The sequence below is a fragment of the Mycobacterium paraseoulense genome (genome assembly GCF_010731655.1).
Taxonomy (GTDB): Bacteria; Actinomycetota; Actinomycetes; order Mycobacteriales; family Mycobacteriaceae; genus Mycobacterium; species Mycobacterium paraseoulense.
Genome location: NZ_AP022619.1, coordinates 1,256,457 through 1,282,495 on the forward strand (window position 1 = coordinate 1,256,457; position 26,039 = coordinate 1,282,495).

Annotated in this window: 23 protein-coding genes; 3 read left to right on the top strand and 20 right to left on the bottom strand. The window is 70.7% G+C overall.

Features of this window, described 5'->3' with window-relative positions; genetic code table 11:
- Positions 1 to 60 precede the first annotated feature (60 nt).
- From wag31 to G6N51_RS05615, 19 genes are all read right to left on the bottom strand, one after another.
- Positions 61 to 870: a DivIVA-like cell division protein Wag31 gene (gene wag31, locus G6N51_RS05525; RefSeq protein ID WP_083172740.1), complete on the bottom strand. Its 810-nt coding sequence runs from the start codon at positions 868 to 870 to the stop codon at positions 61 to 63.
- Positions 871 to 1,123: 253 nt separating this feature from the next.
- A complete protein-coding gene (locus G6N51_RS05530) occupies positions 1,124 to 1,414 on the bottom strand; it encodes a YggT family protein (protein WP_007170773.1) in 291 nt (96 codons plus the stop codon).
- Between the two features lie 169 nt (positions 1,415 to 1,583).
- The gene (locus G6N51_RS05535) at positions 1,584 to 2,240 is read right to left on the bottom strand and encodes a cell division protein SepF (protein WP_083172741.1); all 657 of its coding nucleotides are present in this window, start codon (positions 2,238 to 2,240) and stop codon (positions 1,584 to 1,586) included.
- 61 nt (positions 2,241 to 2,301) lie between these two features.
- Positions 2,302 to 3,081 carry a YggS family pyridoxal phosphate-dependent enzyme gene (locus G6N51_RS05540; RefSeq protein ID WP_083172762.1) on the bottom strand — a complete coding sequence of 260 codons (780 nt, stop codon included), beginning with the start codon at positions 3,079 to 3,081 and terminating at the stop codon, positions 2,302 to 2,304.
- Between the two features lie 5 nt (positions 3,082 to 3,086).
- Complete coding sequence (pgeF, locus tag G6N51_RS05545; protein WP_083172742.1) at positions 3,087 to 3,803, bottom strand: peptidoglycan editing factor PgeF; 717 nt, start codon at positions 3,801 to 3,803, stop codon at positions 3,087 to 3,089.
- 101 nt (positions 3,804 to 3,904) lie between these two features.
- Positions 3,905 to 5,056 (bottom strand): cell division protein FtsZ, encoded by a 1,152-nt coding sequence (gene ftsZ / locus G6N51_RS05550; RefSeq protein ID WP_083172743.1) that lies wholly within the window; start codon positions 5,054 to 5,056, stop codon positions 3,905 to 3,907.
- A 234-nt stretch (positions 5,057 to 5,290) separates the two neighbouring features.
- Positions 5,291 to 6,256, bottom strand: coding sequence for a cell division protein FtsQ/DivIB (locus G6N51_RS05555; protein WP_083172744.1), 966 nt, complete (start codon positions 6,254 to 6,256; stop codon positions 5,291 to 5,293).
- Positions 6,253 to 7,725, bottom strand: a complete 1,473-nt coding sequence (gene murC, locus G6N51_RS05560) for a UDP-N-acetylmuramate--L-alanine ligase (RefSeq protein WP_083172745.1) — start codon at positions 7,723 to 7,725, stop codon at positions 6,253 to 6,255. The genes G6N51_RS05555 and murC overlap by 4 nt, the downstream gene beginning before the upstream one ends.
- Positions 7,722 to 8,933: an undecaprenyldiphospho-muramoylpentapeptide beta-N-acetylglucosaminyltransferase gene (gene murG, locus G6N51_RS05565; protein WP_083172746.1), complete on the bottom strand. Its 1,212-nt coding sequence runs from the start codon at positions 8,931 to 8,933 to the stop codon at positions 7,722 to 7,724. Before murG ends, murC begins: the two co-directional genes overlap by 4 nt.
- Positions 8,930 to 10,576 (bottom strand): putative lipid II flippase FtsW, encoded by a 1,647-nt coding sequence (gene ftsW, locus G6N51_RS05570; RefSeq protein ID WP_083172747.1) that lies wholly within the window; start codon positions 10,574 to 10,576, stop codon positions 8,930 to 8,932. Before ftsW ends, murG begins: the two co-directional genes overlap by 4 nt.
- 6 nt (positions 10,577 to 10,582) lie before the next feature.
- The gene (murD, locus tag G6N51_RS05575; protein WP_372510266.1) at positions 10,583 to 12,040 is read right to left on the bottom strand and encodes a UDP-N-acetylmuramoyl-L-alanine--D-glutamate ligase; all 1,458 of its coding nucleotides are present in this window, start codon (positions 12,038 to 12,040) and stop codon (positions 10,583 to 10,585) included.
- Between the two features lies 1 nt (position 12,041).
- Entirely contained in the window at positions 12,042 to 13,121 is a 1,080-nt protein-coding gene (gene mraY / locus G6N51_RS05580; RefSeq protein WP_083172748.1) for a phospho-N-acetylmuramoyl-pentapeptide-transferase, read from the bottom strand.
- Positions 13,118 to 14,701 carry a UDP-N-acetylmuramoyl-tripeptide--D-alanyl-D-alanine ligase gene (locus G6N51_RS05585; protein ID WP_083172749.1) on the bottom strand — a complete coding sequence of 528 codons (1,584 nt, stop codon included), beginning with the start codon at positions 14,699 to 14,701 and terminating at the stop codon, positions 13,118 to 13,120. Before G6N51_RS05585 ends, mraY begins: the two co-directional genes overlap by 4 nt.
- Entirely contained in the window at positions 14,698 to 16,284 is a 1,587-nt protein-coding gene (locus G6N51_RS05590) for a UDP-N-acetylmuramoyl-L-alanyl-D-glutamate--2,6-diaminopimelate ligase (protein WP_083172750.1), read from the bottom strand. Before G6N51_RS05590 ends, G6N51_RS05585 begins: the two co-directional genes overlap by 4 nt.
- Positions 16,285 to 16,447: 163 nt before the next feature.
- Positions 16,448 to 18,514, bottom strand: coding sequence for a peptidoglycan D,D-transpeptidase FtsI family protein (locus tag G6N51_RS05595; RefSeq protein ID WP_083172751.1), 2,067 nt, complete (start codon positions 18,512 to 18,514; stop codon positions 16,448 to 16,450).
- Positions 18,511 to 19,698: a hypothetical protein gene (locus G6N51_RS05600; RefSeq protein ID WP_163750655.1), complete on the bottom strand. Its 1,188-nt coding sequence runs from the start codon at positions 19,696 to 19,698 to the stop codon at positions 18,511 to 18,513. Before G6N51_RS05600 ends, G6N51_RS05595 begins: the two co-directional genes overlap by 4 nt.
- A complete protein-coding gene (gene rsmH, locus G6N51_RS05605; RefSeq protein ID WP_142275271.1) occupies positions 19,695 to 20,885 on the bottom strand; it encodes a 16S rRNA (cytosine(1402)-N(4))-methyltransferase RsmH in 1,191 nt (396 codons plus the stop codon). Before rsmH ends, G6N51_RS05600 begins: the two co-directional genes overlap by 4 nt.
- The gene (mraZ, locus tag G6N51_RS05610) at positions 20,860 to 21,291 is read right to left on the bottom strand and encodes a division/cell wall cluster transcriptional repressor MraZ (RefSeq protein WP_007170790.1); all 432 of its coding nucleotides are present in this window, start codon (positions 21,289 to 21,291) and stop codon (positions 20,860 to 20,862) included. Before mraZ ends, rsmH begins: the two co-directional genes overlap by 26 nt.
- A gap of 436 nt (positions 21,292 to 21,727) precedes the next feature.
- Positions 21,728 to 22,126 carry a DUF3040 domain-containing protein gene (locus tag G6N51_RS05615; RefSeq protein ID WP_083176380.1) on the bottom strand — a complete coding sequence of 133 codons (399 nt, stop codon included), beginning with the start codon at positions 22,124 to 22,126 and terminating at the stop codon, positions 21,728 to 21,730.
- Positions 22,127 to 22,451: 325 nt separating this feature from the next.
- Here G6N51_RS05615 and G6N51_RS05620 point away from each other — a divergent pair, with 325 nt between their 5' ends.
- Together G6N51_RS05620 and lppM are read left to right on the top strand one after the other, a co-directional pair.
- The gene (locus tag G6N51_RS05620; protein ID WP_083176378.1) at positions 22,452 to 23,060 is read left to right on the top strand and encodes a GNAT family N-acetyltransferase; all 609 of its coding nucleotides are present in this window, start codon (positions 22,452 to 22,454) and stop codon (positions 23,058 to 23,060) included.
- Between the two features lie 98 nt (positions 23,061 to 23,158).
- Positions 23,159 to 23,806 (top strand): lipoprotein LppM, encoded by a 648-nt coding sequence (gene lppM / locus G6N51_RS05625; protein ID WP_083176386.1) that lies wholly within the window; start codon positions 23,159 to 23,161, stop codon positions 23,804 to 23,806.
- Here the strand turns inward: lppM and G6N51_RS05630 are convergent.
- Positions 23,803 to 24,699: a mycobacterial-type methylenetetrahydrofolate reductase gene (locus tag G6N51_RS05630; protein WP_083176376.1), complete on the bottom strand. Its 897-nt coding sequence runs from the start codon at positions 24,697 to 24,699 to the stop codon at positions 23,803 to 23,805. The two genes, lppM and G6N51_RS05630, sit on opposite strands and share 4 nt — an antisense overlap.
- A gap of 286 nt (positions 24,700 to 24,985) precedes the next feature.
- Here G6N51_RS05630 and idsA2 point away from each other — a divergent pair, with 286 nt between their 5' ends.
- On the top strand, positions 24,986 to 26,035 hold the full coding sequence (gene idsA2, locus G6N51_RS05635) for a bifunctional (2E,6E)-farnesyl/geranyl diphosphate synthase (RefSeq protein ID WP_083176374.1): 1,050 nt from the start codon (positions 24,986 to 24,988) through the stop codon (positions 26,033 to 26,035).
- Positions 26,036 to 26,039: the final 4 nt, after the last annotated feature.

The following is a 26,039-nucleotide window of genomic DNA, read 5'->3' on the forward strand; positions in this document are numbered from 1 at the left end:
GTGTGCAGATCCAGTGTGCCAACCGCGCAGCTTGGCGAGTCTCCCGGCACGCCTGTGAGGCTAGTTGTTACCCCGGTTGAATTGCTCGAACCCGCCGGCGTCGGCGCTGGAGTCGACGGGAGCCGCCGATCCGCGCTGGCCGAGCTCCTCCAGCTGCGATTCCAGGTAGGTCTTGAGCCGAGTCCGGTACTCGCGTTCGAAGGTGCGCAGCTGCTCGAGGCGGCCTTCCAGGACCGTGCGCTGCTGGTTGATCGTTCCCATGATCTCGGAATGCTTGCGCTCGGCGTCGGCCTGCAGGGCGTCGGCCTTTTCCTGGGCCTGGCGCAGCTGGGTCTCGGAGCGGGTTTGCGCATCGGCGAGCATGGCGTCGGCGCGCTGCCGGGCCTCGGTGACCGTGGTCTCGGCGGTCTGGCGGGCCTCGGTGAGGATCTGGTCGGCGTTGGCGCGGGCATCGGCCAGCATCTTGTCGGACTCGGCCTTGGCGGTGCTGGTCAGCCGGTCGGCGGTGTCCTGGGCCAGGCTCAGCACCCGGGCGGCCTTCATGGCCTGTTCCTCGTTGCTGGCCCCCGGTGCCGCGGGAGCGGCCGGGGCGGCCACCGGCGCCGCCTTGGGCGCCGGCTCCGGCTCGGGGACGGGAATCGCCTGGGTGGGCGCGGCGGCGGGGGCGGCGCTGGCGCCACCGCCGGCGGCAAGTTCGTGGTCCAGCTCCTCGATGCGCTGGCGCAGATCGCTGTTCTCTTCGATGAGCCGGGTCAGCTCCGCCTCCACCAGATCGAGAAAGGCGTCGACCTCGTCTTCGTTGTAGCCCCGCTTGCCGATCGGTGGCTTACTGAACGCCACATTGTGGACGTCGGCTGGTGTAAGCGGCATTGTTTCGTCCCCTCAAGTTCCTGTCTAACGTTCTGGAAAGTGTAGAACGCAGTGGTAGCCGTCGTGCAACTGCCGTCCATCCTGTCACACCAGGCGCGACCGTTGCTGTTGAGGCCAATAAATAAGAACCAATTTCAAACACTGAGGGCAATAAAATCGGAAACCTTAGAATTTTTAAATCGCAGGCGCCAAACCGAAGCTAAAACGTGGCCGAACCGTCGCCGGCCCGGAAGGTGGCGCCGCGCCGGGCGGCTCAGGCCGCGGCCCCGAATGCCAGTTGCATGCCGATGAACGCGACCAGCAACAGCACCATGATGGACAGGTCGAAGCGGACGGCCCCGATGGTGAGTTGCGGGATCAGCCGGCGCAGCAGCTTCACCGGAGGGTCGGTGATCGACATGATGATCTCGAGGATCACCACCGTGATGCCGGTGGGATGCCAGTCACGGCTGAACGAGCGGATGAACTCGACGACGACCCGGGCGATGAGCAGCAGCCAGAAGATGAACAGCGCAAACCCAAGGATCTGAAAGAACAGCACCAACTGAACAGCCCCGACCTTACCGATGAGATGTCAAGCGCCGCGGGCTTGCGCGGCGCCTGCCAGCGTACCGACTCCGGGGCCCGGCCCACATCTCAGCCGGCCCAGCCACCGGGGACCACCGGAACGGCGCCGCCGACCCAGGGCTACCGGTAGGGGTTATTGCTCAGCGTTATTGGTAAGCGTAGAAGCCGGTTTCGGCGATCCGCCGACGCTCCTCCGGGGACACATCGACGTCGGCGGGCGAGAGCAGGAACACCTTGGTCGCCACCTTGTCGAAGGAGCCGCGCAGCGCGAAGGCGAGGCCGGCCGCGAAGTCGACGAGGCGCTTCGCGTCGGCGTTGTCCATCGACACCAGGTCCATGATGACCGGGGTGCCGTCGCGGAACCGCTCGCCGATGGTGCGGGCCTCGCTGTAGTCCTTCGGCCGCAACGTGGTGATCTTCGAGAGCGGGTGACCCTCCTCGAACATCATCGCCATCCGGCGCGGGTCCATCGCCAGCGCGCCGCGGGTGGAGTTGCGCAGCCAGGACCCGAACCGGGGCCTGCCCATCTCGGGCCGCTCGAACTCGCGCGGGTGGACGGCGCCGTAGCGCGGCTCGTCCCCGTAACCGCCGCGGTAGCCGCCGGGCAGCGGGTAGTCGGCGGGCTCGCGGGGGTCGTCGTAGTCGCGCCCCTCGTAACGCCCCTCGAGGCGTCCATAGCCGTCGTCGAAACGCGCCCGCGGGAAACCGCGGGAGGGAGCGGCGTGGTCGTCGTAATACTCGTCGTCGTAGTCGTCCATCGGGGCCATACCGAAATAGGCCTTGACTTTGTGCAGTGTGCTCATTGCGTTGACCCCTTCTAGCCCCTGATGCTGGTGTCAGTGATGAAGATGTGACTACAGTGACTTAATACGGTGACGGTAGCGGCCGTGGGCCCAATAGCGCGGTACCGACACGCACACATGTGGAACCGTGTTTGACGGCGACTTCGAAATCGTCGGACATGCCCGCGGACAGGCCGACGGCGTTCGGATGCGACTCGAGAACGCGCAGGTGCTCGGTGCGCAGGCGCGCGAAGGCCGCTTCCGGGTCCGATCCCAGCGGCGGGATCGCCATCAGCCCGGCCAGTTCCAGGTGCTTGGACTCCTCGGCCCGGTCGCACAACTCGTCGACCGCACCCGGCGTCGAGATGTCGACGCCGCCGCGCGAATCGTCGCCATCGAGGCTGATCTGGATGTAGATCCGCATCGAGTCGGCGCGGCGACCCTCGGCCAGGGCCGCCGACACCCCCCGATCGAGGGCGCCGATGAGCTGCGCGCTGTCGACCGAGTGGGCGGTGTGCGCCCACCGCGCGACCGAGCGGGCCTTGTTTCGCTGAATGTGGCCCACCATGTGCCAGCGCAGGCCCGGCGCGTCCGCCCGCGCAGAGGCCGCCAAGAGTTTGGTGACTTCGCTCACTTTCGCCGACGCTTCCTGATCACGCGATTCGCCGACGGCGCGGCAACCCAATCGGGACAAAGTCACGACATCGGTTGCTGGAAAGAATTTGGTAATGGGCAGAAGTTCGATTTCCCCGACATTGCGACCCGCCGCTTCCGCGGCCGCCGCAAGGCGCGAGCGCACGGCCGCTAATGCGTGCATCAATTCCGTTTCACGGTCGCCCCCGGCTGGCATGTCTACCGCCATCGCGGTCACTCCATCCACACCAACGAGGCCAGCCGCCCGGTCGGCGCGTCCCGGCGGTGGCTGAACAGGCTCGGCTCGGCCACCGTGCACCGCGGGTCGACGTCGATGGCCGTGACGCCCAAACACTTTAACTGACAAGCGATTCCGGCCCGAAGGTCGAGTCCGGGGGTGCCGGCCGTGGTCGTGGTGCGGCTGCCGGGCAGCGCGGCCTCCACCTCGTCGGCCATGGCCGCGGGCACCTCGTAGTTGCGCCCGCTGACCGCCGGACCCAGCAGGGCCGAGATGTCCCCGGCGTGCGCGCCCAGGGCGAGCATCACCTCCACGGTGCGGGACACCACCCCCAGCTGCGCCCCGACGCGACCGGCATGAACCGCCGCGGCCACGCCCGCGCGCGCGTCGGCCAGCAGCACCGGCACGCAGTCGGCGGTCACCACCGCCAGCGCCAGCCGCGGGGTGGTGGTCACCAGCGCATCGGTGCCCACCTTTCCACCGACCGCGGTGCGCTGTGGCCCGTCGACCACCTCGACCCGGTCGCCGTGGACCTGGTTCATCCACACCACGCGGTCGGGCCCGAGGCCGATGGCGGTGGCGAGCCGGTGTCGGTTGGCGGACACCGCCGCCGGGTCGTCACCGACGTGGTCGCCCAGGTTGAAGGACTCGAACGGTGGGCCCGAGACACCGCCCGCGCGGGTGGTGGTCACCCGCCGGATGCGCACGCTCACATGTTCAGTATCCGGACCGCACTCACTGCCTGAGGGCAACGCCATCCGGCCCCCATTTTTCGTGGCCGGTTTGTCGCGCACTGGCAAGCGAATCGAGACCCTCAGCGGCGCATGAACGGCGGCACGTCGACGTCGTCGTCGTCGCCGCCGATGTTCAGCGTGGCGCCGTTGGTTGGGACCGGCACGCTGACGGCGTCGACGGGTTCGAACAAGGTAGAGGTGAGCTTGCCGGCCTTCGCCGACTCGATCCGGTGCGCCCCGGGCTTCTCGCCGGCCGTGCCGCCGACGACGGGCCTGCGGCCGGAACCGACCGCGTCGAAGCCGGCGGCGATCACGGTGACGCGCACCTCGTCGCCCAGCGAGTCGTCGATGACGGTGCCGAAGATGATGTTGGCGTCCTGGTGGGCGGCGTCCTGCACCAGCGACGCCGCCTCGTTGATCTCGAACAGGCCCAGGTCGCTGCCGCCGGCGATCGACATCAGCACGCCCTGTGCGCCCTCCATCGACGCCTCCAGCAGCGGCGAGTTGATCGCGATCTCGGCGGCCTTGAGCGAACGTCCCTCGCCGCGGGCCGACCCGATGCCCATCAGCGCGGTGCCGGCCCCGGACATGATGCCCTTGACGTCGGCGAAGTCGACGTTGATCAGACCGGGCGTGGTGATCAGGTCGGTGATGCCCTGCACGCCGTTGAGCAGCACCTCGTCGGCGCTGCGGAACGCGTCCATCAGGGACACCGCGGCGTCGCCCATCTGCAGCAGCCGGTCGTTGGGGATGACGATCAGGGTGTCGCAGCTCTCGCGCAGCGAGGCGATGCCGGCTTCGGCCTGATTGCCCCGCCGCTTGCCCTCGAACGAGAACGGCCGGGTGACCACGCCGACGGTCAGCGCGCCCAGCTTACGGGCGATGCTGGCGACCACGGGTGCGCCCCCGGTGCCCGTCCCGCCGCCCTCGCCGGCGGTGACGAACACCATGTCCGCACCGCGGAGCAGCTCCTCGATCTCGTCCTTGGCGTCCTCGGCGGCCTTGCGACCGACCTCCGGGTCGGCGCCGGCGCCCAGCCCGCGGGTGGAGTCGCGGCCGACGTCGAGTTTGACGTCGGCATCGCTCATCAACAGCGCCTGCGCGTCGGTGTTGATCGCGATGAACTCCACGCCCTTGAGGCCCTGCTCGATCATCCGGTTCACGGCGTTGACACCGCCGCCACCGATACCCACGACCTTGATGACGGCCAGGTAGTTATGCGGGGGGGTCATCATTCGGTTTCCTCCCTGATGGGCTCAAGTTCTTCGCGACGGGGTTTCTCCCGAACGTTCGCGGTCCGCCCTGGCAAACCCTCAACCTCAACCATAGAGTTAGAGTTATGTCAAGTAGTTCCGCGCAACCAGAACGGTATGGGCACGGCGCGCGCGAACCCCGCAGGCGCGCCGACGCGCGGCTCGCAAATTTTTTCTGTTGCCGACGTCACACGCGGGTCGCCGCGGGCTTCGCTACTTCACCGTGGGCAGGTCGGGGCTGGAGACGTCGTAGGTCCGCCCGGGCTGGGTCAGCAGCGCCGCCAGCTTCTCGGCCTTCTCGTCGGTGCGATCGGTCGTCCCCCAGATGACCACGCGGCCATCGCCCAGCGTGAGCGTGATCGAGGCCACCGAGGGGGCCGCGACCCGGGCCACCTGGCCCGCGACCTCGGGCCGCAGCGCCGTCAGCACCTGGAGCGCGGCCTTGGTCGCCGGGTCGTTGGGGCCGGGATTGGCGACGTCGAGGTAGGGCAGCGCCGGCGGCGGCGGCCCGGTCGCGAAGTCGACGCCGTCGTGGTCGAACAGGTGCGGACCGTCCGGAAAGTCCTTCACGGCCACCGGAACTCGCTCGACGATGGTGATACGCAGCGCCGACGGATACTGGCGCTGCACCCGCGCGCTGGCCACGCGCCGGATCGCCGCCACCCGGTCGGCGACCTGGTTGGTGTTGATCTGCAGCAGCGGCGTCCCGGGCCGCACCCGCGCCGCGTCGAGCACCTCTTCGCGGGTCACCTCCCCCGTGCCGACCACGACGATGCTGCGGGCCGACATCGCGGGGGTGAAATACAGGGTCAACGCGAGGCCGATGCCGACGACGACCAGCAGCACCGTGACCAACAGCATCTTCAAGCCACGAACCACGCCGCGCGCGACGGGTTTGGGCTCGTCGACCGCGCGCCCGCTGACCCGGCGTTTGGCCTCCCGCCGGGCTTCCTCGATGGCCGTGGCGCGCGCCTGCGCGGCGCGGCGTTCCGCCCGTTCGCGGCGCGCCCGCCGGCGCGGCCCCTCGAATTCGTCCGCGGGCGCCTGCTTTTCGGCCTCGGGTCCTCCGACGAACAGCGGCTCGGTGACGGCCTCCCCGGCGTCGGCCGGCTGGCCCACCACGCCCAGATTGCCCGGCTCCGGGCCGTCCGTCGGCGTCGCGTCGTTGGGCCGCGTCATTGCCGCACTCCCGGCCGGCCGGGTGCGCTGCGGTTGTCCCGGATCCGCAGCGCGGTCACGATCTCGGGCCCCAACAGGGTGACGTCACCCGCGCCCATCGTGACGATCACGTCGCCGGGGCCGGCGGCCGCCGCCACCTGCTCGGCGACCGCGGAGAAGTTGGGCAGGTAGCGCACCGGCGCGGTGACGTGCTCGGCGACGCTGGCGCCGCTGACGCCGGCCAGCGGTTGCTCGCGGGCGCCGTAGACGTCGAGGACGAACACCTCGTCGGCGGCATCGAGCGCACGGCCGAATTGTGCAGCGAATTCCTTTGTGCGCGAATACAAATGGGGTTGAAAGACCACCAGGCTGCGCCCGCCGCCACTCTGCTCGAGGAGCGTGCGGACCGCGGCCAGCGTGGCGCTGATCTCGGTGGGATGGTGGGCGTAATCGTCGAAGACGCGCACCGACCCGGCGTTGCCGACCAGTTCGAACCGGCGGCGCACCCCCTCGAATCCGGCCAGCCCGTCGAGCACCGCGTCGACCGAGGCGCCGATCTCGATCGCCGCCAGCAGCGCGCCCAGCGCGTTGAGCGCCATGTGCCGCCCGGGCACCGACAGCCGCATCGCGCGGGGATACGGTTCCGGGTCCAGGTCCGGGGCGAGCTGGATGTGCGCGACCGCTTCGGTGCCCTGCTGCTCCCAGGACAGCAGGGTCGCGGCGTTGCCTTCATCCGGCGTGGACCCGTACCGCAGCACCCGGATCCCCAGCTCCGCGGTGCGTTCGGCCAGCGCGGCCGCGCCCGGATCATCGACGCACACCACCAGCGCTCCCCCGGGCGCGAGCCGCTCCACGAAGGCGTCGAACACCCCGAGGTAGGCGTCGGCGCTGCCGTAGAAGTCCAGGTGATCGGTCTCGATGTTGGTGACCACCGCGACGTCGGGCGTGTATTCCAGCAGCGAGCCGTCGCTTTCGTCGGCCTCGGCGACGAAGCAGTCACCGCTGCCGTGGTGCGCGTTGGTGCCGGCCTCCCCCATCTCGCCGCCGACCGCGAAGGACGGGTCGCGTCCACAGTGCTGCAACGCCACGATCAACATCGACGTCGTCGTGGTCTTGCCGTGGGTCCCGGTGACCATCAGCGTGGTGCGCTCGTCCATCAGCCTGGCCAGGACCGCGGGCCGCAGGATCACCGGGATGCCGCGCCGCCGGGCTTCGACGAGCTCGGGGTTGGTCTTCGGGATGGCGGCGTGGGTCGTGATGACCGCGGTGGGGCCGCCGGGCAACAGGTCGAGCGACGACGCATCGTGGCCGATGCGGATCGAGGCGCCCCGGGCCCGCAACGCGTGCACGCCGCGCGACTCCTTGGCGTCCGACCCGGACACCAGCGCGCCGCGGTCCAGCAGAATCCGGGCGATGCCCGACATGCCGGCTCCCCCGATGCCCACCATGTGCACCCGCTGCAGCTCGGGCGGCAGCTGTCCGGCGGTCACCGCCGCCCTCCCTCCGCTGCCTTCCTGGCGATGTCCAGAGCAGCCTGTGCCACGTGGCGCGCCGCGTCGGGATGCCCCACGCGCGCGGCGGCCGTCGTCATCGCCGCCAACCGCGGCGGGTCGTTGAGCAGCCCGGCCACCTCGCGAGCGACCAACTGCGGCGTCAGCGCGGCATCGGCGACCACCATGCCGCCCCCGGCGTTGACCACCGGCAGCGCGTTGAGCCGCTGCTCGCCGTTGCCGATCGGCAGCGGCACATAGATGGCCGGCAGGCCGACCGCCGAGACCTCGGCGACGGTCATGGCGCCGGACCGGCAGATCGCCAGGTCGGCGGCGGCGTAGGCCAGGTCCATCCGGTCCAGGTAGGGCACCGCCACGTAGGGCGGCTCGCCGGGGCGGGGTTCGCGCAGCTCGAGAGAGTTTTTCGGGCCGTGCGCGTGCAGCACCGACACGCCCGCGGCGGCCAGGTCGGCGGCCGCCGCGGACACCGCCCGGTTCAACGACACGGCGCCCTGAGACCCGCCGAAGACCAGCAACACCCGCGCGTCGTCGGCGAAGCCGAAGTGCCTGCGCGCCTCGGCGCGCAGGGCCGCGCGGTCCAGCGAGGTGATGGCCGCCCGCACCGGCACCCCCACCACCTCGGCGCGCGGCAACCCGCAATCGGGTACCGCGGAGAGCACCCGGTCGGCGCGGCGGGCGCCGATCCGGTTGGCCAGCCCGGCGCTGGCGTTGGCCTCGTGGATCAGCACCGGGACGCGGCGCCTGCGGCCGAGACCGCGGGGGATCCCGCGGGCCGCCAGGTACGCCGGCAGCGCCACATATCCGCCGAAACCGATGATGACGTCGGCGTCGACCGCGTCGAGCACGGCGCGGGTCTCCCGGACCGCGCGCCACACCCGTGGGGGCAGCCGCGCCAGGTCGCCGCTGGGCTTGCGCGGCAGCGGCACCGGCGTGATCAGCTCGAGGTGGTAGCCCCGCTGGGGCACCAGCCGGGTCTCGAGGCCGCGGTGGGTGCCCAGCGCCGTGATCCGCACCTGCGGGTCGAGCGCGCTGAGCGCGTCGGCCACGGCCATCGCGGGCTCGACGTGGCCGGCGGTGCCGCCGCCGGCCAGGACGACCGACAGCGGCTTAAAAGCCGACAACGCGGCACCGGCGGGCTGGGGACTTGTCCCCCGCCCGCCGGTCGGCTTGCTGACCGTGTGGTTCACCCGTAACGCTGACCTTCCAGTGCGCGAGCGCGCCGTGGTTGACGCTGGCCGGCTCGCCGACTGGCGGAGCGCTGGCCAGATCCATGATGCACCGCCGCGCGGGCCGGCCGTGCGGCTGTGCGGGAGAACGCCGGTCGCAGCGGTTCCTCGGCCTTGCGGGCGGCCTTGCGGGTCGACGCCTGGGCGGCCTTCCGCGCGCCGCTGCGCGAAGGGGCGCCCTTGGCCGGCGGCTTGCCTGCCCGCTTGCGGTCGCGGAACGACTCCAGCCGGGTCGGCACGTACGGCTGGGGCAGCGGCAGCCGGAGGAACCGGTTCACCTTGTCGTCGCGGCCAGCGCGCAGGGCGGCCACCGCCTCGGGCTCGTGACGGGCCGCGTTGGCCATGATCCCGATCATGAAAAGCGTTGCCGCCGTCGATGTTCCGCCCGCGGAGATGAGTGGCAGCTGAATGCCGGTGACGGGCAGGATCCCGATCACGTAACCGATGTTGATGAACGCCTGACCCAGCACCCACATCGTCGTGGTGGCGGTGAGCAGCCGCAGGAAGGGGTCGGCCGACCGGCGGGCGATGCGCATCCCGGTGTAGGCGAACAGCCCGAAGAGGACGAGCAGCCCGAAGGCGCCGACGAAGCCCAGCTCCTCGCCGATGATCGCGAAGATGAAGTCGTTGTGGGCGTTGGGCAGGTAGTTCCACTTGGCCACGCCCTGGCCCAGGCCGTCGCCGAAGATGCCACCGTGGGCCAGCGCGAACTTCGCCTGGCGCGCCTGGTAACCGGTGTCCATCGGGTCGTTCTCGGGGTTCATCCACGACTTCACCCGGTCGGAGCGGTAACCGGCCGACATGGCCAGGACGGCCCCGGCCATGAACACCGCCAGCAGCGAGGTGGCGAAGACGCGCAGTGGCAGCCCGGCGTACCACAACAACGCCAGCAGGATGATGCCCAGCGACACGGTCTGCCCGAGGTCGGGCTGGGCCACGATCAGCGCCAGCGCGATGACCGCGGCGGGTACCAGCGGGATGAGCATCTCGCGCAGCGAGGCCCGCTCCAGCCGGCGGGCCGCCAGCAGGTGCGCGCCCCAGATGGCGAAGGCGATCTTGGCCAGCTCGGAGGGCTGCATGGAAAAGCCGGCGACGACGAACCACTTCCGCGACCCGTTGGCCAGGTTTCCGATGCCGGGAACGAGCACGAGCACCAACAAGATGACGGTGACGACGTAGCCGGTGAAGGCGACGCGGCGGATGAACCGCACCGACATGCGCAGGGAGGCATAACAGGCGATCAGGCCGATCAACGTCCACAACACCTGCTTGCCGAAGATGACCCAGGCCGATCCGTCGGCGTCATAGGACCGCACGCCGGACGCCGAGAGCACCATGATCAGGCCGAGCGTCGTCAACAGCCCGGCCACCGCGATGATCAGGTGAAAGGAGGTCATGGGCCGGCTCAGCCAGGCGCCGAACCGGTTGCGCTCGTCGGTCTTGACCGGGGTTTTCGCGGCCGGCTTGGCCTCCGATGTCCCGGCGGGGCTCACCGGGCCGGTCGCCTCGTCGGCGTCGGCCTCCCCCGGCTCGGCCGCGGCGGTGCCGGCGGTCGCCTCGGTTGCTTTGTCCCGGCGTCGCAGCCGGGCCAGCGGATTACCCACGCCCGCCTACCGAGTGGCCGCGCGGACGGCGGCGGCGAAGGCGTCGCCGCGGTCGGCGTACCCGGTGAACTGGTCGAACGACGCGCCGGCCGGTGCCAGCAGCACGGTGTCGCCGGGCCGTGCCAGGTCGCGGGCCGCGGCCACCGCCGCGGTCATGACGGAAGTGCCGAGATCCCCGCCCGAATGTTTCACTTCTGTCACATCTGCACCAACAACCACAGGCGTCGCTTTCATATCAGCATCCTCGCCTGTCACAACCTGGACGACGGGGACATCCGGCGCGTGTCGCGATAACGCCTCTGCAACCTCATGGCGATCCCGGCCGATGAGCACCGCGCCGACCAGCCGGGGGGCGATCCTGGCGACCTCGGCGTCCACCGATGCGCCCTTGAGCAGACCGCCGGCCACCCACACCACGCGCGGATAGGCCAGCACGGACGCCTCGGCGGCGTGCGGATTGGTGGCCTTGGAGTCGTCGACGTAGGTGACTCCGTCGGCGATGGCGACCACCTCCGCCCGATGCCGACCCACCCGGAAGGCCGCGACCGCGTCGGCGATCGCATCGGCGGGCACGCCGACGCTGCGCGCCAGCGCCGCCGCGGCCAGGGCGTCCAGGATGCCGACGGGTCCCGGCACGGGGATCGAGTCGACGGGCAGCAGCGGGAGGTCGGCGGCGAAGGCCCGGTCGATCAGTTGGCCGTCGCGCACACCCAGTTCGCCCGGCGAGGGCTCGCCGAGCCGGAAGCCGACGCGCACCGGCGCCGGGGCGGTGCCCAGCAGTGCCGCCGCCCGGGCGTCGTCGAGCCCGACCACCGCGACCCGGCCGCGCAGCACCCGCGCCTTCGCAGCCGTGTATTCGGCCATGCTGGAGTGCCAATCCAGGTGGTCTTCGGCGATGTTGAGGACGGCGCCCGCCTCGGGCCGCACCGAGGGCGCCCAGTGCAGCTGGAAGCTGGACAGCTCGACGGCCAGCAGGTCCGCCGGCTCCGCGAGCACATCGAGGACCGGATCGCCGATGTTGCCGCACAACCGGCTGCGCCGGCCCCCGGCGATCAGCATGGCCTGCAACATCGACGTCGTGGTGGTCTTGCCGTTGGTGCCGGTGACCACCAGCCAGCGGCGCGGCGGTCCGTACCGGCCCGCGGCGTCGAGCCGCCAGGCCAGCTCCACGTCGCCCCAGACGGGCACGCCCGCCGCCCCCGCGGCGACCAGCAGCGGAGTGTCCGGCGCAAACCCCGGGCTGGTGACCACCAGGGCATAGTCCGCGGGACGCCGGGTGGCCGTCGACGTGGTCACGGTCGCCACGCCGGTTTCGGCGTAGCGGCGCAGCGTGGCCGGGTCGTCGTCGCACAGGGTCGGCACCGCGCCGAACCGGGTCAGGGCCGCCAGCACCGCCCTGCCGGTGACGCCGCCGCCGGCCACCAGCACGGGCGCGCCAGGCACCAGGGGGTCGAGATCGGGCACGTCAGGCACCGATCGCGGCCAGCCATTCACCGTAGAACAGGGCGACGCCCAGACCGCAGGTGATGGCCGTCAGCAGCCAGAAGCGGATGATGACCGTCGTCTCGGCCCAGCCGGCCAGCTCGAAATGGTGATGGAAGGGCGCCATCCGGAACACCCGGCGCCCGGTGGTCCGAAACGCCAGGATCTGCAGCACCACCGAGGTGACCTCGGCGACGAACAGCGACCCCAGCACGACGGCCAGGATCTCCGTGCGGCTGGTGACCGACAGGCCCGCGATGATGCCGCCCAGCGCCAACGACCCGGTGTCCCCCATGAAAATCTTTGCGGGAGCGGCATTCCACCACAAGAAGCCGATGCAGGCGCCCGCGGTGGCGGCCGCGACGAGCGCCAGGTCCAGCGGGTCGCGCACGTTGTAGCAGCCCAGACCCGGCGCGGTGACGCACGCGTTGCGGTACTGCCAGAAGGTGATCAGCACGTAGGCGGCGGTGACCATCGCCATGCACCCGGCCGCCAGCCCGTCGAGCCCGTCGGTGAAGTTGACCGCGTTGGACCAGGCGCTGACCACCACCACGCAGAACAACACGAACAGCGCGGGAGCGAAAGCGACGGTGGCGATCTCGCGCACGTAGGACAGGTCCGAGCTGGCCGGCGTCAACCCGCTGCCATTGCGGAACTGCAACACCAGCACCCCGAACAGCACCGCGGCCGCGACCTGCCCCAAGGCCTTGGCCGTTTTGTTCAGCCCGAGGTTGCGCGACCGGCGGATCTTGATCAGGTCATCGAGGAAACCGACGCCCCCGAGCGCGGTCGCCAGGCCCAGCACCAGCAGACCAGAAGCGGAAACACCCTCCCCGTCGAACACCAGCCCGGCCAGGTGCGTCCCCAGGTAACCCGCCCAGATGCCGGCCAGGATGGCCACCCCACCCATCGACGGCGTGCCGCGCTTGGTGTGGTGGCTGGGCGGGCCGTCCTCGCGCGTGTGGTGTCCGAACCCCTGCCGGGTGAACAGCCGGATCAGGGCCGGAGTCAACAGGATCGACACCGCGAGCGCGACGGCCACCGCGATGAGGATCTGCCTCACGAGGCCGTCCCCCCGTTCGCGGTCGCGGAACCCTCCGTGGCGAGCGCGTCGGCCAGCGCACCCAGACCGGCGGCGTTGGAGGCCTTCACCAGGACCACGTCGCCGGGCCGGATCTCGGCCCGCAACAACGCCAGGGCGGCATCGGCGTCGGCCACGTTGACGGCCCCCCGATCGTCCCCGGCCCCCCACGAGCCCTCCGTGACCGCTCCGTGGTGCATGGCGCTCATCGACCTCCCACTTCCCACGACGACAAGTCGAGACACATCTAAGCGCACCGCCAGCCGGCCGATGCGATCGTGCTCGGCCACCGCGTCCTCGCCGAGCTCGGCCATTTCGCCCAGCACGGCCCAACTCCTGCGCTTTTCGCCGGCGCCGGCGCTGTGGCCTTGTCGAGGCGCGTGAGCGATCCAGGCCAGCGCCTGCAGCCCGGCCCGCACCGAGTCGGGGTTGGCGTTGTAGGCGTCGTCGATCACGGTGACCCCGTCCGCGCGGGTCGTCACGTGCATGCGGTGCCGCGACACCGGCCCGGCGTGCGCCAGCGCCGCGGCGACCTGCTCGACGGTGGCGCCGCACTGCAACGCGACGGCGCTCGCGCACAACGCATTGGTGACCTGATGGTCGCCGTAGACGCCCAGCTGCACGTCGACCTCCACGGGACCTCGGCTGTCCATCGCGTGCAGGGTAAAGCGGGGCCTGGCCAGTTCGTCGAGCGACACTCCGTCGGCCCAGACGTCGCTGGGCCCCGAATCGGTGTGGCTGAACCGGCTGACGCGCACCACGCGCGCATCGGTGACGCGGGCCATCGCCGCCACGGCCGGGTCGTCGAAGTTGAGGATCACCACACCGGAGGACGGAACAGATTGGGGCAGTTCGGATTTGGTGCGCGCGATGGCTTCCCGCGAGCCGAACTCACCCAGGTGGGCAGTGCCGACGTTGAGGACGACGCCGATCGCCGGCCGGGCGATGTCGGCCAGCGCGGCGATGTTGCCGGGGTGGCGGGCCGACATCTCGAGAACGAGGTACTCGGTGTGACGCGTCGCGCGCAACACCGTCCACGGGTGCCCCAGCTCGTTGTTGAACGACCCGGGTGGGGCCACCACCTCGCCCAGCGGCTCGAGCACGGCCGCCACCAGGTCTTTCGTCGATGTCTTCCCCGACGAGCCGGTGATCCCGACGATGGTCAGTCCGCCCGCCACCAGCTCCGCGGCCACCGCTTTGGCCAGCTTGGCGAGCGCCGCCAGCACCGCCGCACCCGAGCCGTCGGAATCGTGTTCGAGAACCCCGGCCAGGCCACCGTCGAGGCGGCCGGCCCGCGGTTGCGGGGGCACCACGACGGCGGGCACCCCCACCGGCCGGGCGGCCAGCACGGCGACCGCGCCGGCCGCCGCCGCCGCGCCCGCGTAGTCGTGCCCGTCGGCGTGCGCGCCGGGCAGCGCGAGGAACAGCCCACCGGGGCCGACGGCGCGCGAGTCGAATTCGACTGTGCCCGTGACGCGGAGCTCTGCGGCGGCCTGCGGCGAGATGTCGGCCAGCGTGCCGCCCACGATGTCGGCGATCTGGGCGACGGTCAAGTCGATCACGGCCGCGCCCCCAAAGCTTTCAGGGCCGCGCCGAGCTCCACCCGGTCGTCGAAGGGACGGGTCTCGCCCCCGGCGCGCTGGCCGGTCTCGTGACCCTTGCCCGCGACCAGAACGACGTCCCCGGGGCGCGCCCAGGCCACCGCACGATCGATCGCGGCGCGGCGGTCGCCGATCTCGACGACCTCGGCGTTGCCGCCGCGCGCCCCGGCCAGGATTTCGCGCCGAATGGCGGCGGGGTCCTCGCTGCGCGGGTTGTCGTCGGTGACGACGACGAAATCGGCCAGCTCCGCGGCGATCTCACCCATCGGTCGCCGCTTGCCCGCATCGCGGTCACCGCCCGCGCCGAACACCACCGCAAGCCGGCGACCGGGGCGGCGCAGGTTGGCCAGCACCGAACGGAGCGCCTCGGGCTTGTGGGCGTAGTCGACCAGCGCGAGGAAATCCTGGCCGCAGTCGATCTCTTCCATGCGGCCGGGCACCCGGGTTTCCAGCAGCCCGGGCGCCGCCTGCTCCGGCGACACTCCCACCGCATCGAGAATCGCCAGTGCGACAAGGCAATTGGCGACGTTGTAATGCCCCGGCAGCCGGATGCCGACCCGGTGGCGCACGCCGGGGGGATCGATCGCGGTGAACTGCTGCCCGCCGGCGCCCATCGGGAGCACGTCCATGGCGCGCCAGTGCGCGGGCTGGCCGGCGACGCTGACGGTGATCGCGTCACCGGCCCGGGCGGCCATGGCCCGCCCCGCGTCGTCGTCGATGCAGACCACCACCCGGCGGGCCCGCAGCGGCGACGCGGGGTCGAACAGCTTCGCCTTGGCCTCGAAGTAGTCGGCCATGGTCGGGTGGAAGTCGAGGTGGTCGCGGGACAGGTTGGTGAAGCCGGCCACCGCGAACCCGGTGCCGTCCACCCGGCCGAGCGCCAGCGCGTGGCTGGACACCTCCATCACGACGGTGTCGACCCCGCGTTCGGCCATCGCGGCGAACATCGCCTGCAGGGCGGGCGCCTCGGGGGTGGTCAGCGCGCTGGGAACGTCGGCGCCGTCGATGCGGATGCCGATCGTGCCGATCAGCGCGGCCGTCCGGCCGGCGGCCCGCAGCCCCGATTCGACCAGATACGTCGTGGTGGTCTTGCCGGCGGTACCGGTGATCCCGACGACCGTGAGCCGCTCCGACGGGTTGCCGTACACCGTGGCGGCCACCGAGCCGAGCACCGTGCGGGGTGCCGGGTGCACCAGCGTCGGCACCGTCGCCGAGCCACCCATCTCCGCGACCCCGGCGGCGTCGGTGAGCACCGCGACGGCGCCGCGTTCGATCGCCTCGGCCGCGTAGCGGGCGCCGTGCGTCGAGGAGCCCGTCAGCGCCGCGAACAGGTCGCCGGGCCGCACCTCCTGGGCGCGCAGCGTCACGCCGGTGACGGCCACGTCGGGAACCGCGGTGCCCCGGTCCGCGAGCACCGCCCCGACCTGGGCCGCCAGCGCGGGCAGGCGCGTCCCCGCGCCCGCGCCGGGGCGCAAATCAGTGGGCATCGGCACCACCCGTTCACACCTCCCTGCAGACGCCGCGTGATCCTCATGATCGGCCATGACACCCTACCGAGAGGCACCCGCCACCCCGGTGGCCTCGTCAATTGAGCGTGCGTTGAGGGCCTTCAGTGTGCGCTGCGGGCGTGATTTGGGCCCGAATCCCGCCCTGGGCGCACACCCGACGCCGTCACCGCAGGAGCGATGGCCCGGGGGTCTCCGGCCGCTAGGTGGCCTGCAGCGTCAGCGGCGGGCCGGGATCCGGCGAGAGCGGCACGTTCTCGCGCTGCATGAGCCAGCCGGCGATGTTGTGGAACAGCGGGGCCGCCGAGTGGCCCGGCGTACCGTCCGCGTTGCGCTCCGGGTTGTCCATCATGATGCCGATGACGTAACGCGGGTTGTCCACGGTGGCCATCCCGGCGAAGGTGATCCAGTAGACGTTGTCGAAGTAGCAGCCGCAGGCCGGGTTGATCTGCTGCGCGGTGCCCGTCTTGCCGGCCATCTGGTAACCCGTCACCGCGGCGGCGGGCCCGGTGCCCTGCTGGTAACCCATGGGGTCGCGTTGCACGACGGCGCGCAGCATGTTTCGCACGGTCTGGGCCGTCTGCGGGGAAACCACTCGCACCCCGTCGGGACGCGGCTCCTCGGTCCGGGTGCCGTCCGGCGCGATGGTGGCCTTGACGATCCGCGGCGGTATGCGCACCCCGTCGTTGGCGATGGTCTGGTACATGCCGGTCATCTGCAACAGCGTCATTGAAAGGCCCTGCCCGATCGGCAGGTTCGAGAAGGTGCTGCCCGACCATTGGTCGATGGGCGGCACCAGCCCCGCGCTCTCGCCGGGCAGGCCCACGTTCGTGCGCTGCCCGAGCCCGAACTTGCGCACCATGTCGTAGAAGCGTTCCGGACCGACGCGTTGGGCGAGCATCAACGTGCCGACGTTGGAGGACTTTCCGAACACGCCGGTGGTGGTGTAGGGCATCACGCCGTGGTCCCACGCGTCGTGGATGGACACCCCGCCCATCTGGATCGACCCGGGCACCTGCAGCACCTCGTCGGGGTTGGACAGGCCGTACTCGATGACCGAGGACGCGGTGATGACCTTGTTCACCGAGCCGGGCTCGAACGGTGAGGACACCGCCAGGTTGCCCAGCTGTTTGTCGCCCTGGCGCCCGATGTCCTGGGACGGGTCGAAGGTGTTGTCATTGGCCATGGCCAGCACTTCGCCGGTCTTAGAGTCCAGCACGACGGCCGAGACATTGTGTGCGCCAGAGAGATTCTTGGCCTGCTGGACCTGCTGCTGCACGTAGAACTGGATGTCATCGTCGAGGGTGAGCTGGACCATCGAACCGTTGACCGCCCGATGCCGGTTGCGGTAGCTGCCCGGGATGACGACACCGTCGGACCCACGGTCGTAGGTGACCGAGCCGTCGGTTCCGGACAGCACGGAGTCCAGCGACTCCTCCAATCCCAGCAGCCCGTGACCATCCCAGTCGATGCCGCCGACGATGTTGGCCGCCAACGACCCGCCGGGGTACTGCCGGAGGTCTTGCCGCTCCCAACCGACCTCGGGGAACTTGTCGGAGATGGCGCTGGCGACGGCGGGGTCGACGGCGCGTGCCAGATACACGAAGTTCTCGTCGCTTTGCAGCTTCTTCAACACGGTCGCCGAATCCGGTTTGTTGCCCAGCCGGGTGGCGACCTCCTGGGCGATGTCTCGCAGCCGCTGCTGGGGATCGGGGGCCACCGAGTTCTTGTTCTTGGCCTCTTCCAGTTGCTTGCGAATCCTCTTGGGCTGGAACGTCAGCGCCCGCGACTCGGTGGTGAACGCCAGCTGATCCTTGTTGCGGTCGACGATGCTGCCGCGGACGGCCTTCTCGACGTCGGTGACCTTGAGCTGGCTCGCGGCCTGGGCGCGCAGCGAGGGGGCTTCGGTGACCTGCAGGACGAACAACTGGGCCGCCGCCACCACGATCAAGACCCCGATGGCCGCGTTGCCGGCTCGATGCCGGAAGACGAACGACGCGCCGCGGCCGCCGGCCTGCACGAGTTGCCGGGTGCGCCGCTCCCGCGCCGAGTGCCCGGTCGCCACCGCGTCCGGCTGGTCGGCCGGCCTGGCTTTCCCGGCATCCTTGGGCTGCTTGGATTTGCGGAACCTCTTCGGCTCCCGGACATCTTGGGCTTGCTGTTGCTTCGCGCGCCGCTTGGGCTGGCGAAGCCCCTTGGCGTCCTGCGCCTTACCGGGGCCGCGCGTCGGCTGCGACCGGCGGGTGCGCTTCGAGTCGCCGCGGCTCACCGGGACGCACCCGGTGTCACGACGGGGGCCGGGGCCGCGGGCGGCACGAGCGCCGGGGCGGCGGGCTGCGGCACGAGCACGGGGGCGGCGGGGACGATCCCTTGGGGAACCGCGGGCGCGCGCTGCACCGGAACCGGCACCTCCGCGGGTAACGGCGCGGGCACCTGGCCGGGCGGCGGAATGGGCAAGCCGCCCAGCGGGATCGGCACCTCGGCGGGCACCGGGGCGAGCGCGGGTCCCGGCGCCGGAGCGGGCAGCCCCGGTACCGGCGCACCCGGCGCGGGCAGCGCACCCGGTGCCTGCCCGATGGCCGGCGAGCCCGGCATGCCCGGCAGCTGGGGCCCGGCCTGTGCCAGGTGCTGGCCGCCCAGCGTCGACGATCCGTCCGGTGCGCGCAACAGCGCCTCGGGTCCTGAGCGGGCCGGTGGCGGCCCCGCGGGGTTGGGTTGCACCCGCACCGGGACCTCCGCGGGAGGCGCCGGCGGCGCCACGGGCTGCGGCGGACCCTGTTCGGGGAGCTTGCTGTTCAGCGGTGGGGGCGGCACCCCGTCGGCCGGCTTGGGTGTGCCGACCACCACCCAGTTGCCCGACGGGTCCTGGACCAGGTGCGCGGTGTCGCGCGTCGGGATCATGCCCTGCTTGCGGGCCGCCTCGGCCAGCGCCGGTGCGGATTCCGCCTCGCGCACATCGCGTTCCAGCGCCTCCTTCTGCTGTTGCAGCAGCCGGGTCTTCTCCCGCGCGTGGCTCAACTTGTACGAGCGCTCGGCGGAGTCGGTGGACAACCACAGCGTCAGGCCCAGCCCGACGCCGAGCGCGCCGATGACCAGCACGACGAAGGGGACCTTGCTCGCCAATGTGCGGGGCCGCAAATCGATCGCAGCCAGCCGGGCCGCCAAACGCTCAGTCAGGCGAGGGCGAATGACCTTGGGCGCCTTAGCTTTCCGCGCCTTGGCTCGGGCCTTGGCCTGACTGGTGCTCTTGGGCCGCGCCGGCCGCTCGACCGGCCGGGCGACGGGACTGGTCTGCGGTCCGGACTTGGGCGCGCGGCTCTCGCGGGTGGGCGCCGAGGCCCGCCCGGGCCGGGTCCGTCGCACGGGGCCGGGATCGGTGGCCGAGCGCACGCCCCGCCGGGCGGAACCGTCACGCCCGCCACGGCGATTCGGCGTCTCCCGCTTTGCTTTCATGCGTCGCCCTTTCCGGTTGCCTGCTGGACCCGTTGCACGGCTCGTAGTCGCACCGCTGCGCTGCGGGGATTGCGTTCCACCTCGGCGGCGTCCGCACGTTCGGCGCCGTGGGTCAGCGACCGGAATCGCGGCTCGTGGCCGGGGAGTTCGACGGGCAGGTCAACCGGCGTGCGCGAGGCGACCGCATCGGCGAACAACCGTTTGACGATCCGGTCTTCCAGCGATTGATAGGCCAACACCACCATCCGTCCACCGACGGCGAGCGCGTCCAGCCCGGCCGGGATCGCGCCGCGCAACGAGTCCAGTTCGTCGTTGACGGCGATCCGCAGGGCCTGGAAGGTCCGCTTGGCCGGATGCCCGCCGGTGCGCCGGGCGGGGGCCGGAATCGCCCGGTACAGCAGGGCCACCAATTCCCCGGTCGACGTGAAGGGGGTGCGGGCGCGCTGGCGCACGATCTGTGCCGCGATGCGGCGCGCGAACCGTTCTTCGCCGTAGCGGTGCAGGATGTCGGCCAGCGCCGCCTCGTCGTAGGTGTTGACGATGTCGGCCGCCGTCAAGGGCGACTCGGGATCCATCCGCATGTCCAGCGGCGCGTCCTGGGCGTAGGCGAAGCCCCGCTCGGCGCGGTCGAGCTGCATCGATGACACTCCGAGGTCGAACAGCATCCCGTCGACCGATCCGGCTGCGCCGTAACCGGATTCGGCCAGCGCCGCGGCGATGCCGTCGTAGCGGGTGCGCACCAGGGTGACCCGATCGGCGAATGGCGCCAGCCGGGCCCGGGCGATTTCCAGTCCGCTGGGATCGCGGTCGAGTCCGATCAGCCGCAACCCCGGCAGGTCGGTCAGGAACCGTTCGGCATGCCCGCCGGCGCCCAGGGTGGCGTCGAGGAGCACCGCGCCCGCACCGTCGGCGTGGTCGCGGGTCAGCGCCGGGGTGAGCAGCTCGACACAGCGGTCCAGCAGGACGGGCACATGCCCGAAGTCCGGTGAATCGTCAACCACCCCAACACCTCCCCGGGTCGGGCTGAATGCCCCTGACCCCTCGGCGGCCCGGCGGGCCGGCGCCCTTGCATCGAGGTCCCTGTCCGAAGGCACGAACCTGGCGTTGGGGAAGTACGCCAGGGTCGGTTCGGGCAGAGGCCACGTTGCACGGGCATGCGCCTCAGATGATGTCGCCGAGTGCTTCATCGCTTGCCGCGGAGAAGTTCTCTTCGTGGGTCTGCTGGTAGTCCTGCCATGCCTGTGCATCCCAGATCTCCAGGTAGTCGACCGCCCCGATCACCACGCAATCCTTGGAGAGGTTGGCGTAGCGGCGGTGGTCGGCCGACAACGTGATGCGTCCCTGCGCGTCGGGATGCTGCTCGTCGGTGCCGGCCGCGAGGTTGCGCAGGAACGCGCGGGCGTCGGGGTTGCTGCGGGAGGCCTTGCTCGCCCGGCGCGCGAGCTGCTCGAATTCCCCCCGCGGGTAGACGGCGAGGCTGTGGTCTTGACTCTTGGTGACCATCAACCCCCCTGCCAGTGCGTCGCGGAACTTGGCGGGCAATGTCAGCCGCCCCTTGTCGTCGAGTTTGGGCGTGTAGGTGCCGAGAAACACCAGCTCACCTCCCGCTCGGGGTCACCCAAACACTGCAGCCACCATACCCCACAATCCCCCACTTCGCCCCATTCGTGGAGTGTCGTGGCGTCGTTTTCCGGGTTATCTGCCACCTACGGGCGCCCACACTCCGGGACAGGGCGTTCGGTGCTCACGCGGGACCCCCCGATGATCGGGGGAAAACCGCACTTCACAGGGCTGCGGACGGGCGTGTGGGGTGAAGTGGGGGGCCACAGTGGGGCCCGGTGGGGCTCAAGTCCTGCCTCGAAGCTCGGTTCGGGCTCGATCCGGCGTCAAAACGGCATCGACGGCCCGGCGATCGCCTCGCAGCCGGGGTGTGTCTGTGATGATCGCGCCGGCCGCCGGGCGTGGCCGGTAGACGACCGGGCATGAAAACGGGGTAGCCGATGGCTACCCCGATGGGTTGGAGATGCCGCTAGTCGTCGAAGCGGCGGCGAAACCGGTCTTCCATACGACTGGTGAACGATCCGCCCTTGGCGCGGCGCTGGCGCACCGACCCGGGCGCCGATCCTGCTTGGTCGGGCCGGCCGGACAACCGGGGGCCCGTGATGGCGAACACCACGCCGCCGAACATCACGATGAATCCGAAGACGCTGAGAATCGGGAAGTTTCCGATCATGGTCGCTTTGAAGGCCACACCGGAAACCAACATTGCCAGTCCGATGACGAACAGCGCCGCGCCCTGCAGGCGGCGGCGCGCGGTGGGTGCACGGAACCCTCCGCCGCGGACGCTCGACGCGAATTTGGGATCTTCGGCGTAGAGAGCGCTCTCGATCTGATCGAGCATCCGCTGCTCATGATCGGAGAGTGGCATTCGTCCCTCCTTGCCGACAGTCTGGCGCGTAACTATCGATAGCACGCGGATGCCCGTTGCCGGGCAACTAATTGAATGATACGAGGTCATTCTGCGCCATACCACTGGTTCCGTGGCGATTCTATCCCGGCCGCGGCCGCGCCCTCAGCCGAGCCGCAACGGCCGTGCGCTACAACCGGCTTGCGCCAGGGGTGGCCCGTGGGTTCGTTGCCGCGACCGCTCGTCAACGCACCTCCCCCGGGTCCGATAATGGCGGTGAGGGCTGGGGCCGCGCGAAACCCCGGAGCACAGCGAACCCGGGCACGGACGAGGAGGACACCGCGAGTTGGCGATCTTCCTCATCGATCTGCCGCCCACCGACATGGAGCGTCGTCTCGGTGACGCCCTCAAGGTGTACGTCGACGCGATGCGCTACCCCCGGGGCACCGAAAATCAGCGTGCCGGGATGTGGCTCGAGCACATCCGCCGGCGCGGCTGGCGAGGGGTGGGCGTCGTGGATGCCGAGCTGGGCGAGGGCGCGGACGCGGCGAACCCGCCGCCCGCCGAACTGAGCAACGCGCCCTTGCTCGGCGTGGCCTACGGCTACCCGGGGGCGCCCGGGCAGTGGTGGCAACAGCAGGTCATCCTCGGCTTGCAACGCGGCGGTCTACCGCCCCAGGAGATCGCGGGCCTGATGAACAGTTATTTCGAGCTGACCGAGCTGCACATTCATCCGCGGGCGCAGGGTCGTGGTCTCGGCGAGGCGCTGGCCCGGCGGCTTCTCGAAGGCCGGGCCGAAGAGAATGTCCTGCTGTCCACGCCGGAGACCACCGGCGAGCCCAACCGGGCCTGGCGGTTGTACCGGCGCCTGGGGTTCACCGACGTCATCCGCCGCTACCACTTCGCAGGCGACCCACGGGCATTCGCGATCCTGGGGCGCAAGCTGCCGCTGTGAGCGTCGGCATCTGGCACGATGACCTGGTGCGCGCCAGCCATGCCCCGTCCCGAAGCCGAGGATTCACCGCGCGGCGGCGCCGGTTGGTGGCCATCGCGATGCTGCTCATGCTGGTGCCGCTGGCCACCGGGTGCCTGCGGGTCAGGGCATCGTTGACCATTTCGCCCGACGACCTGGTGTCCGGCGAGATCGTCGCCGCCGCTAAACCCAAGACTCCCAAGGACACCGGCCCCCAGCTCGACAGCAACAACTTGCCGTTCAGCCAGAAGGTGGCGGTGTCGAATTACGACAGCGACGGCTACGTGGGATCCCAAGCGGTGTTCTCCGATCTGACCTTCGCCGAGCTGCCGCAGCTGGCCAACATGAATTCCGACGCGCAGGGCGTGAGCCTGTCGCTGCGCCGTAACGGCAACCTGGTGATCCTGGAGGGTCGCGCGGACCTGACCTCGCTGACCGACTCCGAAGCCGACGTCGAGCTGACCGTCGCCTTCCCGGGCGTGGTGACCTCCACCAACGGCGACCGGGTCGAGTCCACGGTGGTCTCCTGGAAGCTCAAGCCGGGCGTGGTCAGCACCATGACCGCCCAGGCCCGCTACACCGACCCGAACACCCGCTCGTTCACCGGGGCGGGCGTATGGCTGGGCATCGCGTCGTTTGCGGCCGCCGGCGTGGTCGCGCTGCTGGCCTGGATGAACCGCGACCGCTCGCCGCGGGTCACCACACCCCGCGACCAGCCTCCGGGCTAACCCTGCCCGGCGGGTGACCAGTACGCCAGCATCTCGCCGAACGTCTGGAAGGCGGGCGCCGACACCCCGTAGGTCGCCTCGAGGTGGATGCTCAGCGGAAAGCCCAGCCCGGCCACCCCGTCGATCACGCGTTTGTAGAGGTCGACCATGAGCCGGCGCTTCCGGGGCGGTTCGCTGCCGGCCAGTTGCCTGACGAACTCCTGCTCGTCGGCCACCGCCGCGTTACCCGGGTCCTGAATCAGCCAGTTGATCAGGCCGACCCGGCTCTCCATCTTCGGGACGAAACCGAACGACAGCAGTATCTCCGGCCGGTGATCGGTGTTTTCGGCGAACTCGCGCAGGAATCCCACGATCGCGTCGGAATACAACAGCTGGGTCATGCCGTAGGTCGCGCCCTGGTCGCACTTGAACTCGAACCGGCCCTGCTCCCCGTCGCGGGTCGGGATCAGGATCACGCCGCGGTTGGGCACCAAGTCGCGATAGATCGACAGGGCGTCCGTCGGAGCGACGCCGGATCCCTCGCCGTCGTTCATGGTGCGCGGGACGCCGACGAAGACCACGCCCTCCATCCCGGCGCCGAGCAGATCGGTGAGCCGCTTGCGCAGCGTCGGCTCGTCGGAGAAGGCGGTGACCTGGGTGCACAGGCCATGCAGCCCCGCCAGCTCGGGCTTGACGATCGACCAGAAGTCGAGCACGTCCAGCTTGGGTTTCATCGCGATGGGACGGTCGTCGTCCTCGGCGATGATCCCGGGGATCATCACGTGCCGAAGCCGGCCGGCCAGACCGAATTCCGCCGAGTACTGCACCACCTTTCGCGCGTCCTCGAGCGCCCGCTCCCGGCCTTCGTCGGCGTTGGGCGGCACCAGCTCGAGCGCAATGGTGTTCAGTGTCACGCGGCCTCTCTCCATCCGACGACTAGTGGCTTTGGGGCGTCTCCCGGCCGCACAGCGGCGGACGGCCCCGACACCCCCGCCAGCATAGGCGTGGGGGTACCGCCCACTTACGGGGGAATAGTGAGGCAGTCGAAGCAAACGCGGTGTCCCGCCCGCGCGATGTGGGCAAGATCTCCGGTACCGCGCCGAATACACTGGTCGGGCCCGCCACACATCGAGCCACGTCGAGGGAGAAAGGGGCGCCGCGCTGAGCCCGAAAGCCCCAGCGGCAGCGGCAACCGTCGAGTTGACCGGCGCGATCACCGATCGACTTCGGCGGTATCTGCACGACCGGCGTGCCGACACCGCCTACATCGGCGGCGACTACCAGGTGCTGGTCGCAGCCCTCGAGGAATTCGTGCTCAACGGCGGCAAGCGGCTGCGGCCGGCCTTCGCCTACTGGGGCTGGCGCGCCGTTGCCACCGGGGAGCCCACTTCCGAAGCGCTGCTGCTGTTTTCCGCGCTCGAGCTGCTACATGCCTGCGCGCTGGTGCATGACGACGTGATCGACGACTCCTCCACCCGCCGAGGCCGGCCGACCGCTCATGTCCAGTTCGCCGAGTTGCACCGCAACCGGCAATGGCGCGGCTCGGCGGAGCGGTTCGGCATGTCGGCCGCGATCCTGCTCGGTGACCTCGCGCTGTCCTGGGCCGACGACATCGTCTTCCGCGCCGACCTGTCCCCCGACGCCGCGCGGCGGGTCCAGCGGGTGTGGGCCGAAATCCGCACCGAAGTGCTGGGCGGTCAATACCTGGACATCGTCGCCGAAGCCAGCGCCGCCGAGTCGATCGCGTCCGCGATGAACGTCGACACCTACAAGACCGCCTGTTACACCGTGTCGCGACCGCTGCAATTGGGGGCGGCCGCCGCCGCCGACCGTCCCGACGTGCACGACGTCTTCGGCCGGTTCGGGGTGGACCTCGGGGTGGCGTTTCAGCTCCGCGACGACGTGCTGGGCGTGTTCGGGGATCCGGCGGTGACCGGCAAGCCGTCGGGGGACGATCTGCGCTCGGGCAAGCGCACCGTGCTGCTGGCCGAGGCGGTGGAACTGGCGGATAAGTCGGACCCGTTGGCCGCCAAGCTGATACGTGATTCGATCGGGGCGCAGCTGACCGACGCCGAGGTGGACCGGCTGCGCGGCGTCATCGAGTCGGTGGGCGCCCTGGCCGCAGCGGAGCGACGCATCGCCGAGCTGACCCAGCGGGCGCTGGCCGCGCTGGCGTCCGCGCCGATCGACGCGGCCGCCAAGGAGGGGCTGTCCGAGCTGGCCAGGATGGCCACCGACCGGTCCGCCTGAGCCG